At 62.3% G+C, this 16,725-nt stretch carries 15 protein-coding genes; 12 read left to right on the top strand and 3 right to left on the bottom strand.

What is annotated here, in order from left to right; all coding sequences use genetic code 11:
- Positions 1 to 19 precede the first annotated feature (19 nt).
- The 12 genes from GSQ92_RS03210 (at position 20) to GSQ92_RS03160 (ending at position 15,490) form a co-directional block, all read left to right on the top strand.
- The gene (locus GSQ92_RS03210; protein ID WP_159013009.1) at positions 20 to 1,699 is read left to right on the top strand and encodes a N,N-dimethylformamidase beta subunit family domain-containing protein; all 1,680 of its coding nucleotides are present in this window, start codon (positions 20 to 22) and stop codon (positions 1,697 to 1,699) included.
- A 2-nt stretch (positions 1,700 to 1,701) separates the two neighbouring features.
- Complete coding sequence (locus GSQ92_RS03205; protein ID WP_159013008.1) at positions 1,702 to 3,960, top strand: penicillin acylase family protein; 2,259 nt, start codon at positions 1,702 to 1,704, stop codon at positions 3,958 to 3,960.
- Between the two features lie 377 nt (positions 3,961 to 4,337).
- Positions 4,338 to 5,102, top strand: a complete 765-nt coding sequence (locus GSQ92_RS03200) for a GAF domain-containing protein (protein ID WP_254066549.1) — start codon at positions 4,338 to 4,340, stop codon at positions 5,100 to 5,102.
- Between the two features lie 134 nt (positions 5,103 to 5,236).
- Positions 5,237 to 6,781: an aldehyde dehydrogenase gene (gene aldA, locus GSQ92_RS03195; RefSeq protein ID WP_216850251.1), complete on the top strand. Its 1,545-nt coding sequence runs from the start codon at positions 5,237 to 5,239 to the stop codon at positions 6,779 to 6,781.
- Positions 6,782 to 6,876: 95 nt separating this feature from the next.
- Positions 6,877 to 7,941, top strand: coding sequence for an ABC transporter substrate-binding protein (locus GSQ92_RS03190; protein ID WP_158803993.1), 1,065 nt, complete (start codon positions 6,877 to 6,879; stop codon positions 7,939 to 7,941).
- 84 nt (positions 7,942 to 8,025) lie between these two features.
- On the top strand, positions 8,026 to 9,513 hold the full coding sequence (locus GSQ92_RS03185; protein WP_159013006.1) for a sugar ABC transporter ATP-binding protein: 1,488 nt from the start codon (positions 8,026 to 8,028) through the stop codon (positions 9,511 to 9,513).
- Positions 9,514 to 9,522: 9 nt separating this feature from the next.
- A complete protein-coding gene (locus GSQ92_RS03180; RefSeq protein WP_158803995.1) occupies positions 9,523 to 10,521 on the top strand; it encodes an ABC transporter permease in 999 nt (332 codons plus the stop codon).
- Between the two features lie 447 nt (positions 10,522 to 10,968).
- Positions 10,969 to 11,571, top strand: a complete 603-nt coding sequence (locus tag GSQ92_RS03175) for a YceI family protein (protein WP_158803996.1) — start codon at positions 10,969 to 10,971, stop codon at positions 11,569 to 11,571.
- Positions 11,572 to 12,507: 936 nt separating this feature from the next.
- A complete protein-coding gene (locus GSQ92_RS03170; protein WP_158803997.1) occupies positions 12,508 to 13,650 on the top strand; it encodes a site-specific integrase in 1,143 nt (380 codons plus the stop codon).
- Positions 13,651 to 13,652: 2 nt separating this feature from the next.
- Positions 13,653 to 14,291 (top strand): hypothetical protein, encoded by a 639-nt coding sequence (locus GSQ92_RS03165; RefSeq protein ID WP_159013005.1) that lies wholly within the window; start codon positions 13,653 to 13,655, stop codon positions 14,289 to 14,291.
- Positions 14,284 to 15,132, top strand: a complete 849-nt coding sequence (locus GSQ92_RS30740) for a ScpA family protein (RefSeq protein WP_254066548.1) — start codon at positions 14,284 to 14,286, stop codon at positions 15,130 to 15,132. Before GSQ92_RS03165 ends, GSQ92_RS30740 begins: the two co-directional genes overlap by 8 nt.
- The gene (locus tag GSQ92_RS03160) at positions 15,074 to 15,490 is read left to right on the top strand and encodes an isochorismatase family protein (protein WP_254066547.1); all 417 of its coding nucleotides are present in this window, start codon (positions 15,074 to 15,076) and stop codon (positions 15,488 to 15,490) included. The genes GSQ92_RS30740 and GSQ92_RS03160 overlap by 59 nt, the downstream gene beginning before the upstream one ends.
- 86 nt (positions 15,491 to 15,576) lie before the next feature.
- Here GSQ92_RS03160 and GSQ92_RS31555 read toward each other — a convergent pair whose 3' ends face one another.
- The 3 genes from GSQ92_RS31555 to GSQ92_RS03145 all read right to left on the bottom strand — a co-directional run bounded on the left by GSQ92_RS31555 (position 15,577) and on the right by GSQ92_RS03145 (position 16,602).
- Positions 15,577 to 15,810, bottom strand: a complete 234-nt coding sequence (locus tag GSQ92_RS31555) for an alpha/beta hydrolase fold domain-containing protein (RefSeq protein ID WP_158803428.1) — start codon at positions 15,808 to 15,810, stop codon at positions 15,577 to 15,579.
- A 95-nt stretch (positions 15,811 to 15,905) separates the two neighbouring features.
- Positions 15,906 to 16,151 (bottom strand): alpha/beta hydrolase, encoded by a 246-nt coding sequence (locus GSQ92_RS03150; protein WP_158803429.1) that lies wholly within the window; start codon positions 16,149 to 16,151, stop codon positions 15,906 to 15,908.
- 145 nt (positions 16,152 to 16,296) lie between these two features.
- Positions 16,297 to 16,602, bottom strand: coding sequence for an amidase family protein (locus GSQ92_RS03145; RefSeq protein WP_158803430.1), 306 nt, complete (start codon positions 16,600 to 16,602; stop codon positions 16,297 to 16,299).
- Positions 16,603 to 16,725 lie beyond the last annotated feature (123 nt).

Genomic DNA, 16,725 nt, shown 5'->3' with positions numbered 1-16,725 from the left:
TCGCTCTAGGATTACTGTCATGCTCTACAAAAACGACGCGGCCCGCCTGTCATTCAACCGCATGAATGTCGGCCCCAGCTATCTTGGCCCGAGGCACGCGGATCACAGCTGGAACGAGGTTCGCTGGTATGATGGTCCGCGTGAGGATCCGGCCTGGCCGGAAGTTCACACCTATACAAACGCCATCTCGTACCTGCCGGGCGAGGAAGTCGTCTTTCACAGCAGCACCACGGCATCCGTCTGGACCCTCGCGATCGTGCGGGACGGGTTGCATCCTGTCCGTGTGCATCTCGCCGCGAACTTGCCCGGTCATTTCACAGCCGCGCCAAAGGACGCGTACAGCCACGGCTGCGGCTGGCCGGCGGCGCATCGCTGGCGCATCCCGGAAGATGCGCCTTCCGGCTTCTACCGTGTGGAATCGACCTGTGCCCGGCGGGACGAAGGCGTTTTCGTCCAGCATCACTTCTTCGTCGTGCGCCCGACGGAGCGGACGACGAAAGGACGGCTGCTGCATGTCCTGCCGACCTCCACATGGATGGCCTATAACGACTGGGGCGGCGCCAATAGCTACCTCGGCGTCAGCGGTCCGGATGCCAATCTTGCTTCGCCCGAACTAAGCCTTGAGCGCCCCTGGACGCGCGGCATCGTCTGGCTGCCGGATGGCGCTCCCCGGCTCTGCACCAGCAGCCAGGAACCCAAAGCGCCGCCGCGTTACGAAGTGAAGGAATGGGCTTACGCAAATGGCTTCGGCTTTTTCTACGCGGCCTCCGGCTGGGCACAGTATGACCGGCACTTCGCCATTTGGGCAGAAGCCGAAGGATATGGCTTCGACACGATTACGCAGACCGACATGCATTACCATCCCGAAATTCTCGATGGCTATGACTGCGTGGTAATCGTCGGTCACGACGAATATTGGTCACGGGATATGCGAGTTGCGATAGAGAACTACGTCGAAAAGGGCGGCAAGCTGGCACGGTTCGGGGCGAATTTCACCTGGCAAATTCGGCTTGAGGAGCAGGGCCGCAAGCAGGTCTGCTACAAGCATCGCGCGCCTGCCGAAGATCCCGTTCGCGACACGCCCGACGCGCATCTCCTCAGCACTGCCTGGGAGGATCATCGCGTCGCCTGGCCAGGATCGTCCACCGTTGGGGTCAATGGGCTGGGCGGCGTTTATGCCTCCTGGGGCGGTTTTGTTCCGCGCGGGTCGCGGGGGTTTACACTCTATCGGCCGGAGCACTGGGTCTTTGCGGATACCGACCTGACCTATGGGGACGTGTTCGGTGCCGAAGCCCGGATTTTCGCCTATGAGGTCGATGGCGTGGATTACACTTTCTGTGACGGACTGCCATATCCGACAGGGGCGGATGGCACGCCAGCGGAGGTCGAGATCTTGGCGATGTCTCCAGCCGTCCTTGCCGAGGGAGAGTATAACGGCTTTGGCTACAGGCATTACATCGGCAGCCACGACCAATACAGCAAGGCGGATATGGTCCATGGCGCCCAGACGCCTGAGGTGCTGGCTAAATCGAAATATGGCGCGGGCATGCTCATCGCCATGAAGCGCGGGCGGGGGGAGGTGGTGACGGCCGCTACCTGCGAATGGGTCATGGGTCTAAAACGTGGCTGCTTCTATACGCAACAAATTACACGCAATGTTCTCGACAACTTCCTGCGAACGGAAGAGTCTGGCGTCTGATTATGTCAAAGCCCGGCGCGATTGTGGAGATGTTGCGTGACGAGTGGGGTATTCCCCATATCAAGGCGCGTGGCAGGCAGGATGCGTTCACCGCTCTCGGCTATGCGCATGCGGAGGATCGCCTCTGGCAAATGGAGGCGCTGCTGCGCCGTGGAACCGGCCGATACGCGGAATGGCTCGGGCAGGCTGCCTTGGGGGGTGACGTTGTGGCGCGCCGGCTCGACACCGCGGGCGCGTCGCAGCGTGACTATGCTGCTCTTAACAGCGAAACGCGCGCGATGCTTGAGGCTTATGCCGCAGGCGTCAACGCCTTCATCGGGACCGGTCATCGCCCCGTTGAATACGGCATCCTGAACGCCGAGCCTGACGCTTGGCAGCCATGGCATTCGATCGCAGTGATGCGGCAGATCGGCTTTCTGATGGGGTCGGTGTGGTGGAAGTTGTGGCGAGCGGTCGCGCTGCCGATCGTCGGCGTGGCGAACGTGGCCAAGCTGCGTTTCGATGATGGCGGCAACGAATTGCTGTGCCTGCCGCCCGGAGTGGAGACGGGTGCGTTTACGGCCGAACTGCGAGAGTTGAAGCCCGGCATCGAAGCCCTGCTCGGAACCGCCGCTCCGGATGTCAGCGATGGCGGCAGCAACAACTGGATTCTCGCGCCGGATCGCACCGAGACCGGTCGGCCTTTGCTGGCTGGCGATCCGCATCGCGTGCTGGAAATGCCGAACATGTATGCGCAGGTGCATCTCGCCTGCGACGAGTTTGATGTCATCGGGCTTACCGTGCCTGGCGTTCCGGGCTTTCCACATTTCGGCCATAGCGAGTCGGTCGCATGGTCGGTCACGCATGCTTTTGTGGATATCCACGACCTTTATGTCGAATGCTTCGGCGATGGCGGCGCCACCGTGCTTTTTCGCGATACATGGGAACCGGTGCGACGCCGGCGCGAGACGATCGGGGTACGGGGCGGTGCGGATGTCGCGGTCGAAGTGGTGGAGACCAGGCACGGACCGGTCATCGCGGGTGACCCGGCAAGCGGCTCAGCGCTCGCGTTGCGCTCGATGCAATTCGCGGAGACCGACCTTTCGTTCAACTGCATGATCCCGATGATGCGGGCCGAAAACGTCGCCGCGCTGTACGAGGCAACGCGGGACTGGGGTATGATGGACCACAATCTCGTGGCTGGTGACGTTGCCGGTAATGTGGGCTATCGCGTGCGCGCCAAGGTACCGCGCCGTCCACGATCGAACGGCTGGTTGCCTGTGCCGGGCTGGACCGGTGCCCATGAATGGGACGGCATGGTGCCGTGGGAAAGCATGCCGTCCGCCATCAATCCGCCGGGTGGCGTCATCGTGACCGCGAACAATCGCGTGACGCGCGATGATGACGATGAATACCTATCGACCGATGCCATGCCGCCGCATCGGGCGCGACGCATCTGGCGGCGTCTGGCGATGCTCGCTAAAGCGAATGTCGATGACATGGCCGCGATCCACCGCGATGTAGAAACCATTCCCGGCCAGGAATTGCGGGACCGCCTGCGCCGTTTGGCCGGGATTGAATCCGTGGCGATCGCATTGCATCGCCTGATCATGGAGTGGGATGGGCGCATGGATCGGGATTCGGAGGGAGCAAGCGCCTATATCGCCGTGCGCCTCGCCTTGACTCGGTTGGTTGCCTTGCGCTCGGGCCTGTGCGCGGCGGGCGACGCCCCCTATGCCCAGGCGGCGCCCGGGGTCATTCCAGAAAACCAGCTCTGGTGGATCGTTCCCAGCTTGCTGCGCGCCGATGACACGTCGCTGCTGTCAGGAGCGTCCTGGGATGACGTTCTGCGAATGGCGCTGCGGGACGCGGCCAACACCAAGCTCGAAACCTGGGGGCGCCTACATCTGCCCCGTTTCAAACATGCTCTTTCGGCGGCGTTTCCTAAGCAAGCGGCGGCGCTCGATCGTTTCTCGGCGGAGGTCGGTGGCGACAACGACACCGTCTTCGCGACGGGTTGTTTGGCGAGCGTCGGTACCCGCGCCGTATCTGGTTCACTGTGCCGCTACGTGTTCGATGTCGGCGCTTGGGACAATTGCCGCTGGATCGTGTTCCACGGGGCCTCTGGCGATCCCGACAGTTCCTGGTATCTCAATCAAAATGCGCGATGGGCGACTGGCGATATGGTGCCCATGCTGTACGACTGGAATCAGGTCGCGGCTGGGGCGACGGCCCAGCGTCGACGGCGATTCAGCGACGGGCGCGTTTATCCGGATGAATAAGGGCCGCCGATATAAAGATCTATGCGCGCGGCGAACATTTAGCGAACGCTCGTCGTTTATCGGCTTGACAGCCAGAAGGCGCCTAAGTGTGATCGCCAGGCTCAAAAGGTCTAAGCGTCCGCGACGGTTCTCGCGGTGCCGCGGAGCCTCCCGGGCCACACCGCTGCGGAAAACGCATGACACAAGTGATAAGCAAGCATGTCCAACGCGTAAGAACCGCAGTCGCCTCGGATGAGGCTGCTCGATCGGCAATTGTCGCGTCTTGGCGACGCTGCACACTCAATTATGGTCTCGACCCCGCTGGCAAGGTCCCCCGTCGGCTGCTTTCCGGTGCCGAGTTGAGGGAGTCCCACCAGCGTCTCGAGCCATTGATCTCAGTGGCACGCCCGACCCTGGATCGGTTGCAGGCCGTGGTCCTTGGCATGGGCTGCTGCATTCTTTTGGCGGGTCACGACGGTGTTCCCGTCCACTGGCGCGGTCGCGACGCGGATATCGAGGGTCTACGCCGCCTTGGCCTTTGGCCTGGGGTCGATTGGAGTGAGCGGAACGAGGGAACCAACGGTGTCGGCACATGCCTTGTCGAGAAACGTGAACTGACTATCCATCGAGAGGACCACTTCCACGCACGTGACGTCGAGATGAGCTGCGCCGTCGCACCTATCTTCGATCACCAAGGTGAGTTGGCCGCGGCTCTCGACATTGCCTATTACGGAAATGCACCTTCCGACGGCTTGATCGGTTTATTGACCTTTGCCGTCCGGGAAGCCGCCTGGCAGATCGAAGCGGCCAACTTCCGCAGTGCCTTCGGCAGCGCCCGGCTCATTTCCATACCCGATGGCACACGCGCCTGCATGGGCTTGCTCGCAGTCGATGAAGACGACATCGTGCTGGGAGCGACGCGAGCGGCTCGTTTGATGCTAGGCGTCACCGATGGCGCCTTGCGCAGCGGCATCCCTGCATCAGACCTCCAGAGGGGGGCAATCGATCATGACGATACGATTGCCAATGCCGAGCGCGGAACAGTCAGGCGGGCGCTTGCGCGATCTGGCGGCAATATTTCAGCCTCGGCAAAAGTCCTCGACATCAGTCGAGCGACAATGAAGCGCAAGGTCAAGCAACACAATCTTCGCCGAGAGCATTGACCCGGCAAGTAGTCCCGTCAATGGATAGGACTAACTATTTCAGGCCAGGAACATCGGCCTAAGTGGCTCATCCTTGAGCCACTTAGGCCGATGCAAATCACCGTAGGCGAGTGACGGCCGGTATCGAACAGAGCATGGTCGTCCCAAGGCATAAGACGGACTTGCTCGATCCGGCCGATACGGGAGACGAAACCATGAGTGCGAAGGCTGCATCTGATCACCATTTCCAGCACTACACCAACGTCGATCACGATTATCGCAATTTTGTGGGCGGCAAGTTCGTGCGAACCGGCTCCAGTTTGATCGATGTCAAGAATCCTGCGACCGGCGCTTTGATCGGGCGGATACCAGACAGCAGCGCCACCGATGTCGATGCAGCGGTCAAGGCTGCTCGCAAGGCCCAAGACGGTTGGGAAAAGACCCCCGCAGTCCGGCGTGCGGGATATTTGCGCACCATCGCGGCGAAGCTGCGTGAACGCAGACTCGAGCTCGCCGACCTCATTCTCCGCGAGCAAGGCAAGATACGGAGCCTCGCGCAAATCGAGGTGGATTTTACGGCCGACTATATCGATTACATGGCCGAATGGGCGCGCCGGCTTGAGGGCGAGGTTCTGACAAGTGACCGGCCGAACGAGACCATATTGCTGTTACGCAAGCCCATAGGCGTTGTCGCCGGTATCCTGCCGTGGAACTTCCCATTCTTCTTAATCGCCCGCAAGATGGCGCCAGCCTTGGTGACGGGCAATACCATCGTCATCAAGCCAAGTGAGGAAACGCCGCTCAACGCGTTCGCTTTCGCCGAAATTGTGGCCGAGACCGATCTTCCCGCTGGCGTATTCAACGTCGTCGGTGGACGGGGCGCGACCTGCGGGGAGGCCCTGGTCAGCCATCCGGGCGTCGATCTCATCACATTTACCGGCAGCGTTAAAACGGGCTCGCACATCATGCAGCTTGCCGGCAAGAACCTGACCCGCGTCAACCTGGAACTGGGCGGCAAAGCGCCCGCGATTGTCCTCGCCGACGCTGATCTGGATCTCGCCGCCAAGGCCATCTACGACTCCCGCGTCATCAATACCGGCCAGGTCTGCAACTGCACGGAGCGTGTTTACGTCGAGCATGCCGTGCACGACGCGCTGGTGGAGAAGCTCAAAACCCTCTTCGAAGCGACCCGGTATGGAGATCCTTCGGCCGAGGACGATCTTCATATGGGGCCTTTGGTCAACCAAACCGGCCTGGACAAGGTCAGCGCTGCGGTCGAGCAGGCCAGGAAAGACGGGGCAACCATCGTCTGCGGTGGTAAAATAGCGGATCGGCCGAGCGGGTATCACTACGAACCGACCATCATCACGGGTGGCCGAGCAGATATGGGGATAATGCGCGACGAGATCTTCGGCCCGGTCCTGCCGATTCAGGCAATCGGTAGCCTGGACGAGGCGATAACACTCGCCAACAACTCGGAATACGGACTGACCTCGGCGATCTTCACGAACAATATCAATGCGGCCCTCAAAGCCAGTCGTGAGCTCAAATTTGGCGAGACCTACGTCAATCGGGAGAGCTTCGAAGCCATGCAAGGCTTCCACGCCGGGCGCCGGCGTTCCGGCATAGGTGGCGCGGACGGCAAGCATGGGCTCTACGAGTTCACGGAGACGCATGTGGTCTATATTCAAGGCCAGTAGAGAGGCTTACGAAGGGAAGAGCACGAGCCGGCATCGAAAGTCGAGCCGCCGGTGGACTGGGCATCGCCAAACAAGACTTAAAGAGGAAACGAAACATGTCTCGACTGTCTACTATCAAAGCGGCCATAGCCGCGGCGGCGGTATTGGGCTTTTCTTCCGCAGCGATGGCTGCGGACAAGCCGACCATCGGCGTCGTCGTGCCGACCCTCGATGCGCAGTTCTGGAACAAGGATATAAGCTTCCTGAAGACGGGGGCCGCGCAGCTCGGCGTGAACCTGATAGTTCTGAACGCCGACAACAAGCCCGACCAGATGATCCAGTCGATCCAGGATCTCGTTGCCCGGAAGGTCGACGGCATCATCTCCGTGGGCTATTGGTCGACAGGCGCTCCCACCATTCTCTTCGCCAAGCGCAAGGGCATTCCGGTCATCCTGACGGATAGCTATCCGAAGTTCTCGCCCCAGACCGGCAAATACACGAATTACATCGCCTTCGTCGGACCGAGCGATTTCGACGCCGGCTATCGGATGGGCAAGGCGCTTCTCGCTGAAGTGAAGCCCGGCGCGGACGGCAAAAAGGTGATCGGCATCGTCAACGGAACGGCCGGCACTTCGGTCGCCATCGATCGCCGCAAAGGCCTCGCCCAGGCGATCACCGAAGACGGCAACGTCAAGATCGCCGGCGAAGTCGACGGCAACTTTGTGCGCGACCAATCTCAGTCCGCCTTCGAGGCGCTGTATGAAGGGCATCCTGAAATCACTGGCGTCTGGGCGGGCAATGACGCCGAGGCTATGGGCGTCATCGCGGCGCTGAAGAGTAAGGGCAAGGTTCCCGGCAAGGATGTTCTGATTTCCGCCATGGACCTCAACCCCGAGAATGTGGACGAGGTAAAGAGCGGCGAGCAGCTCTATGATATCGGCGGCCACTGGGTACAGGGCGGCATCGCGCTGGTCGTCATGTATGACTACCTGCACGGCCACAAGATCGCCGCGGACGACGCCACCATCAAGCTCAAGCTGCTGCCGATGACGAAGGCGCAGGTCGACCAGTATGTGAAGGACTATCCGGGCGGACAGCCTGCTTATGACTTCAAGGCCCATTCCAAGACCTACACCGCGAATGCGCCTTCCCCTGCCTATGAGTTGCACTACTCCAACTAAGACTCCGACACGCCCGGTTATTCGCCAGGCCCGCCGCATGCGGCGTGGTCTGGCGAACCGGCTATTTCAGGCACGATCCGATTCATGACGCTGGTTGCCGCGCATCTCTACAAGCAGTTCGGACCGACGCGAGCAGCCAGCGACGTGTCGATCACGCTGCGGACGGGAACGGTTCACGCCATCGTCGGTGAGAACGGTGCCGGCAAGTCCACCACGCTTCGCATGCTGGGCGGCGCCATGCGCCCCGACAGCGGAGAGATGACGCTGCGCGACGCACCTTATGCTCCGCAGTCCATCGTCGATGCGACATTGCGCGGCGTGGCGCTGGTGCATCAGGAAATCACCATCAACCGCTCGCTGAACATCGCCGAGAATATCTTCATCGGCAACCTGCGGAGCTACGCACGACCGCTCGGGATCATGAAGCGGAAGCAGATGGCGACGGTGGCGCAGGCGGCCCTCGATCGCATCGGCGTCGATATTTCCGTCTCCACCAGCATCGACCGCCTCAATCTCGGTGAGTTGAAGTGCATTGAGATTGCCCGGGCGATCTCCTCCAATCCGAACACCCTCCTGCTCGATGAATCGACGGCCTATCTCGATCATCGGGAAGTGGATGCCGTGCTCCGTGTCATGCGAGAGCTGAAGTCTCAGGGCATGACGATTGGCTTCGTCTCGCATCATCTTAGCGAAGTGCTGGCCGCCGCCGATGATCTAACGATTCTCAAGGACGGACAATTCGTCGGCTCCTTTCGCGCGACGGAGGTCGAGGAGGGCGAGATCCATCGCCTCATGGTCGGACGCGATCTTACGCACGGCACCTATCCGCCACGGGCATCGCCGCCCGCTCTATCCGCTCCGGCGATTCTTCGCGCGGAGAAGGTCGCAGTCGGCCGGGAGCTGAACGAGATCACCATCGAGGTACGGCGCGGCGAGATCCTCGGCCTCGCCGGTCTGAAGGGTGCCGGGGCGGAGGCGCTGTTCGCCGGCATCGTCGGTGACGAGCCTCTGCGCCACGGATTTATGCAGCTGGCGGGCAAGAATTATCATCCGAGCAACCCGCGCGCCGCCTGGAAGCATGGGATCGCCCATCTTCCGGGCGATCGCGGCAATGAAGGGCTGATCGCGGGATTCAGCGTGCTCGACAATCTGGTCATGGCGCGGCCGCCGAGGCGAGGGCCATTTTTCGACAGGTCGCGCGCCCGCGCGATGTCCAAGGAGCTCATCAAGCTCATCGGCATCCGGACCTCGGGCGCGGATGCGCCCTGCCGCTCCCTCTCGGGCGGGAATATGCAGAAGGTCGTGCTGGGCAAATGCCTCGCGGTGGGTCCGGAGCTGCTCCTCCTCAACAATCCGACGCGCGGTGTGGATGTGGGTGCACGCGTTGAGATCTATGGGCTCATCCGCCAGAAGGCGGCCGAGGGCCTTGCCATCATCCTGTCGTCGGAGGATATGCCGGAACTCATCGGCATGTCGGACCGTCTCGTTGTTCTCCGCCAGGGTGTGATTGCTCGCGAATTTCCCTCGGCAGAAGGCGTCCAAGAGCATGACGTCGTCCAGTATATGACCTGAGGCAGGGTGATGAACGAAGTAAGCGGTGTGAACGCCGGAGACGATACCGTCATTCCAGTTGGCGGCTGGAAAGTTCCGCGGATCGACCTGCTGCGGCGTGGGTTCCCGCTGATCTTCCTCGTTATCCTGATCACCGTCTTCACCATCATGTCGCCGCGCTTTCTGTCGCTGGACAACCTCTCGACGGTGCTCGAACAAGGTACTGTGCTGCTCGTCGCGGCGCTGGGGATGACCTTCATCATCATGGCCGGGTCGATCGATATCTCGGTTGGCGCGATCGTGGCAGTCTCGGCGCTGGTGGCGGCCCTGACCGCGGATACGCTCGGTGCCTGGGCGATCATCCCCGCCATCGCGGCCGGGGCGCTATGCGGCTGCATCAACGGCCTGCTTTTGGCGGTGGGCAAGGTGCCGTCCTTCATCGCGACGATGGGCACCATGGTCGTCTACCGCGGTCTCGTGCTGTATTTCACCCGCGGCGCACCGGTTTCGATCGATGACGACAGCTTCCTCGGAACCTATTCGGACTATTCCTGGGGCATCCCGCATTCCGTGATGATCGGTCTCGCTTTGGCGCTCCTGGCCTGGGGCATCATCAACTACACCGTCTTCGGTCGCGAGGTTCGGGCGATCGGCGGCGGCGAGCGTGTCTCGATCCTCACCGGCATTTCCGTCACTCGCGTCAAAATCTTGATGTTCGTATTGTTGGGAGCGCTGAGCGGTATGGCCGGGCTGCTGCAAGGCGCGCGCACCATGGCGGCGACATCGCAGCTTGGCCTGGGCCTTGAACTCGACGTCATCGCGGCGGTCGTGGTCGGAGGCACGCCTTTGACTGGCGGTTTGGGCAGCATCGTCAACACTATGTTGGGTGTGCTGATCATCACCTTGCTGTCGAGTGGCATGAACATGGCAGGCGTCGATCCTTACCTCCAGAATATCATCAAGGGCGCTGTGCTGATCTGCGCGGTCTTCGTGACGATCGACCGCAAGAAGATAGGAATCATCAAGTAATGGCGAGCTCGGGTTATGGGCAAGCGCCTCATTCTCTGTTGCGCGCTTGCCCTCTCCTTGGAGTTGCGAGATAGCGGAAGTCACGGCCGAACTGAGCACTGCTGGGCTCGGTCGGTTGGTCGGTCGGTCGGGAACGGCTTGCCGCCCTGCCACGAGCCGATTCGCCTCGAGCAAAATAGGGGCTGAGGTTTGGGCGAGGCCGAGCTGGGTGCTGAGCGCTATCAGTTTGTGGATGGTCGCCTTGCGCTCTTAGACACAAGGCTCTGAAGCGAGCTGGCTGCCCAGGCCTGCCGGAGACCATGGAGCGCATTCCGTGCGATCATCACGCGCTGGACGGCGCGGCATCGCCAGACAACCGAGAAGAAAGATGCGACCATCATGTCGGCTCCCACGGCTTCAGCCGTCCCGAGGTCACTTGTATTGGAGGACCACATGTGGAAGCGACTTTTGACTGCCCTGGCGATCGGCGCCGCCATCTACCCGGCTTCCGGAGCGCGCGCCCAGCTGCCCCCAGGTGTATTCGCGGGTGAACCTGACGCAACCTTGGCGCCCCCAGGAGATTACGCCCTTGACACCGCTCACACGGCGGTGCTCGCCAAGGTCTCGCACATTGGCTACTCCCTGAGCGTCTTCCGCTTCGATCGGGTCGAAGGAACGCTACACTGGGACCCAAGCGGCGCGGCCGACGCCCTTGACGCGGCAGTTGAAACGGCGTCGATCTCCACCCCCGTGCCGGGATTTTCGGCGCAGCTGGCTGGGCCGGAGTTCCTGAACAGCGAAAGCTTTCCGCAGGCGCGCTTTATCTCGACACGCTTCGCAAAGATCGACCCCACGCACGCGCGGGTTGAAGGAGAGTTTACCCTGTTCGGGAAAACCGCTCCTCTGACGTTGAACGTTGAACTCATCGGTGCGGGCAAGGGCATTATGGGACATCCTCGGCTCGGCGCCGAAGCGGTGGGAAGTCTCAAGACGGCCGACTTTGGCCTTCCAGCCGTTCTTGGTCCCACCGTGCAGCTGGTCATCGATGCTGAATTTGCCCGCACGAATTGACCCTCCGGACGTGGACGATAATCGAGAGTGGGGAGAGGGAGGGTGAGGTGGCGGCCGTTGCAACCCGGGGCTTCAAAGCGACGGGTCTGATCAGCAGGACAGGCGCGCTTCTGACATCTACTGGGTAGATACCATGACGATCTGGACACTATTGACGTTCACCGTGCGGCACGATTGATACTGCTCTTTCAAGCGGACGTAACTTACTGCAGTTTTCGGATAGCGTTCCGACTGACTTGCTTGATCGTGCAAAAGCGCTCATCGGAGCGTGGCGCGACACCGGGCGTCCAATAGTTTTCGCCAATTTTCACTCTCGGTTCTAACCACGAATCGGTCTATGAAAACAATTTTCTCACAGTAAATATCAAGAAGACGGGATTATTTCGCGAGCCGACGCCCGTAACTGGACTTGATGCGGCCGGGGTAGCGAGCAGTGGCGTGCTGCTATCTAGTATGGGCTGGTCCAGCGATGCCGACTATCACATCCATATCCTGCGCGATTGCTGTTATGATCCGGACGCGCAAGCACACGAAGCATTGTTTCGAACCAGTTTTGCAACCCGCGCTCTCATTATCTAGCGCGGCATAGCCGCACGACGTTATCCACGAGGCACTCAGGGTTAGTCCGCAAGTCTTTATGTTTTGCGTAGGCTGCCGAGCGACTGCGTCCATCATTCCTCAAGCTGCGCAAGGTTTATCGTCTCCGCACGACTTGTCACAATGCCGCTTTTAGGCGGCTTCATTCGAAGGCTCCTGACATTTTATTGACGTCGACTTGACTGACATCGCCGCGGAGCAAGGGCAAACACACCGCTGAGTTCCGTCGCTTCGTGGATACCTTGTAGCAAGCTTGCGCAGCTTGGACGGTACTTCCTCTCATTGAGTGATGGTGACTTGAGCCGGGCGTCTGATTTTAGGTGAGAAGAACCAGTTGCCATGGTTGCCGGCAGGACTCAGACTGTGCGCAGCCTCGCGGGCAAGTGTGGCGGAGGGTTTTGGGGCAGCATGGCGGCTGAGGTGAGCATCGCGGTTCTGCCGCCGGACGTGGACCAGACTTCGCCGGCGGCGCGGCGCGTGATGCGGATCGCCGGCGAGGCGCTGCCGCCCGAACTGGCCCATCTCGCGACCGGGGCACTCGGCGATGCCCTGGCGAAGGCTGTCAACTACTCTCAGCGGTCCGTGTCGCCGACCACCGAGAAAATCTACGCCGACGATTGGAACGCCTTTCGCGACTGGTGCCTCGATCATCGAGCACCCTATCTGCCGGCACCCCCCGCGATCGTCGCCGCCTATCTCGCGGGACGCGCGGCGACACTCGGGCGCAGCGGATTGCGCCTGGTGCTCGCCGCCATCGCCTTCCATCACCGCCGCGCCGGCCATCTCTGGTCGTCCGGCGATCCCGTCATCGCGACCGTCATGCGCGGCATCCTGCGCGAGCAGAAGCGCCCCGTGCGGCCGGCCGCCGCCATCACCTCGACGGAAATCCGCCTGCTGCTGAGCGGCTGCGGCGACGATCCTGGAGGGGCCGCCGGACTGCCGGGCCTGCGCGATCGGGCACTGCTGCTGACCTGCTTCGCCGGCGGTCTGCGGCGCTCGGAACTCGTGGGGCTCGACCGCGAGGATGTCCGCTTCACGCCGGAGGGGCTGGTGCTGCGCATCCGCCATTCCAAAGGCGACCAGGAAGGCGAGGGGGCCGATGTCGGGATCGCCCGTGGCAGCCGGCCGCATACCTGTCCGGTGCGGGCCATGGAGATCTGGCTGCGCCGTGCCGGCATCACCTATGGCGCGATCTTCCCGCGGCTGACCGCGGCGGGCACCAATGAAGGGCGGTTGACCGGCAATGGCGTGTGGAAGATCCTCCGCCGTCTGGCGGCGCAAGTCGAAATGGTGGTCGATGACGGCGAGCGCCTCTCGCCGCATGGCATGCGCGCCGGCTTCATCACCGAGGCCTATCTGAACGGCGCGCTCGACGAGCAGGTGATGGCGCATGCCCGGCAAAAGGACGTCAACACGACGCGCCGCTACCGCAAACGCGCGAAAACCGTCGCCGCCAGCCCCACCAAGCTGCTGGACCTCTGACGGTGACCGAGACGCCCGCCGAGGCTCGCACGCAGGGCCGCGGAGGTTTCGTGCGGGGCGGGGACGCGCTGGCACCGCCGCAAACCGACTGGCTGCGGCACGATCTCGTGGTCACCGGACCGCCCGAGGATGTCGCGGGCCTGCGGCGGGCGGCGGAAGGGGCGGGAGCCACTCCCTGGCATTTGCCGGACCTCGATCTCGCTGAGGAGGATCGCGTGCTCGCCTTGGTCAAGCCGCCGGATGGTTCGCCCGGCTTGCGGATCGCCGCTGCCCGGGTGCTGGCGCGGCAATTGCGCACGGCCGTCGAGGATCATCAGCAGCGGGTGATCGCGGCGGCTGGCCGCAGTAGCACCTGCCCGTTCGACCTGTATGCGCTGCTGCCCGTGCCCTATGCGCACCTCCGGCAGGGACCCGACGACCCCGCGAGCATCGCCTGGCTCCGGCGGCACTGGGGTACGATCCAGCCGCTGCGCCATGTCCGCCGGCGTGAGGATCCGCCCGATCGCCGGCGGCGGCACTCGGCGCGTCTGCAATATGATTTCTGGTCGGCGGATTGGACGCCCTGGGCGGCGTTTGCGAGCCTCGGCCAGCGTTGGCCGGCTTTGGTCTTCGACCTCCGCCCCGATTATCGCGATGGCTGACGTCGAGCCGACGACCGGCGCGGCCAGCGATCCGCTCTGGGATGATTGGGAGGCGCCGCCGCGGCGGCCGAGCAGCCCGGTGCTGCATCTTGATGGGTTCGACGGACCGATGGACATGCTGCTCGACCTCGCCGAGCGGCAGCGGATCGATTTTGGCCGCATGTCGATCCTGGACCTCGCCGAGCAATTCGTCGCGGCCATGGCGCGGCTCGCCGATCGGGTGACGCTCGAGCAGCGGGCCGACTGGCTGGTTGTGGCGACACGGCTGGTGCTGCTGCGCTCGCGCTTGCTCTTCCCCGACAGTCCGGAGGCCGCGGCGACAGCGGAACAGGATGCGGCGGCCGAGCTGCGTCGCCTCAAAGATATGGTGGCGATGCGAGCGGCTGGGGCCTGGCTGCAGCAGCGGCCGCAGCTTGGCCTGGATGTCTTTGTCCGGCGGCCACCGACCGTGCCGCGTGAGGGCGGCTATGTCGCGCTGATGGAAGCCTGCCTGGTGGTGCTGCGCGGCACGGAAGGGCGGCCGGAAGAGGCGCCGCTTTACCGGCCGGCCATTCCGGATCTCTGGCGCGTGGTGGACGCCTTGGTGCGGATCCAGTTGCTGCTCGTCGAGCACCCGGCGGGCGGCGACCTCGCGGCCTTTTTGCCGCCTGTCGCCGAGGAGGCTACGGACCGCCCGCTTCGCGCACGGGCGGCGGTGGCGAGCACCTTTCTGGCGGGCCTGGAGCTCGCGCGCGAAGGCACCCTAACCTTGGCGCAGCAGGTTCCGTTCAAAACACTGCAGCTTGCGATGGCGTGGACTGTGGCGTCTTCGGCTTCCGGGACGACACACCAGACTCTCTGAAGACATCAAGCGCGGGTCGCGCCGCGGTGCATTCGACAGCCGCCTCCATGTCGATAACGAACGGGATTACGTCGTCAACAAGCTTATGCCATCCGCCCTTCACGAGACCAACTTGCAGTCTCTCTTAGTCTGGCATGGTTGCGATACTGTGGTGGTGACGGGAGGCTCCACATCAGGCTGCGCGTGCGCGACCGTGGTGGATGGGCTATGGCGCGGCTATCGGATGATCGTGCCCGAAGCATGCGTCGCCGATGTACATGCAAGCCCCCACTTCGCTAGTCTGCACGACATGCACAAGAAATATCCGGATGTGCTTCGAGTCGCCGAGGTGTTGGCGTTCTACAAAAGCCTAAGCTAACTGGTCGGTGAGAGTCGCGCGTTAAGCCAAACCGCCGCCTGTGCGAGAGCATCCCTTGCTTCTTGGAGGTCGCGCGAGAAGAGGTGTCAAACATGCATCATGCCAGGCCGAATCTCGAGAGAAGCGGGAACGCCTTCCAACGCCGCCAGTTTCGCGAGACGGAAAGCGTCGTCGAGCAGGATTTCCTTCGCCGAAACCCGAATCAAAAGCGGAGGAAACTTTGAGAAATTGCCAGCGTTCGAATGGGCATATGGATGCTCGATCGCAGCCCCCGCGAGACAGATGTCGCGTGACCCGCCCAGCGTCGATGCAAATACCATCGGGTCCGTATCGGCGTTGCTGTCAATCGCATTCCAACGACCAGACCGCCGCCTGCGGAATCACCGGCAATGCCGATTGCCTCGGGTGGAAATCCTTAATCCAGCAGATACCGGTAGGCTGCGACGGCGTCTTCGACGGCGGCAGGGAAAGGATGCTCGGGCGCCATACGGAAGTCGATGCTGAGCACGGTACAGTCAAAACTCTCGGCAAAGGCGGGGGCCAATGGCCGATGGCTTTCGATGGATCCGCAGACATAGCCGCCGCCGTGAAGATAAAGGACGGCGCGCTGAGGTGTCAGCTCCGCACTTTGCAGCCATTCGGCCTTCATCGCGCCGGTCAAGGTGGTCGCCTGATGCAGCGTGTCTGGAATTGCGAAGTCATCCGCGTGGCTATACCAGCCTGCCCGAGCGCTCTCGACGGAGAAAGTCGGGGCAGGCCCGCACCGGCCTGGAGACGGTTGAGTATTGCCTCAAGCTCCTGCTGGTTCACGCTTCAGCCGCGGCGACAAAAGCCTGATCGAGAAGAATGGCGCGGGCCAGCAAGCGACGGTCGGAAAAGCGCGGGCCGGTGAGGGTCAGTCCCAGTGGCATGCCAGCCGGGCTGCGCATCGCGGGCAAGTTGACACAGGGAGCATGGAGCAGCGTCCAAATCTGGTTCATGACCGGACTGTCGGCACCCACACCGCTCGGTGCCTCGCCGGGAGCGCTGGGCGTGACGATCACATCAAAGCCGGAAGCGATCTCATCGAATTCCGTGCAGCAACGGGCCGCGAGATCGTAGGCGGCGAGCAAATCTTGGCCACACTCTCGATCTGCACGGCATCCCAAATTCTCGCGACCTCATCGGTTCTTTGACTTACGACAATCCCGCCTACCTTGGCGACCAAGCTTTCAATCCACACCTATTGGATCGGC

This window comes from Acidisoma sp. S159, from assembly GCF_009766125.1.
GTDB lineage: Bacteria > Pseudomonadota > Alphaproteobacteria > Acetobacterales > Acetobacteraceae > Acidisoma.
The sequence above is the reverse complement of the archived record's forward strand: the minus strand, read 5'-3'. Positions and strand labels throughout refer to the sequence as shown.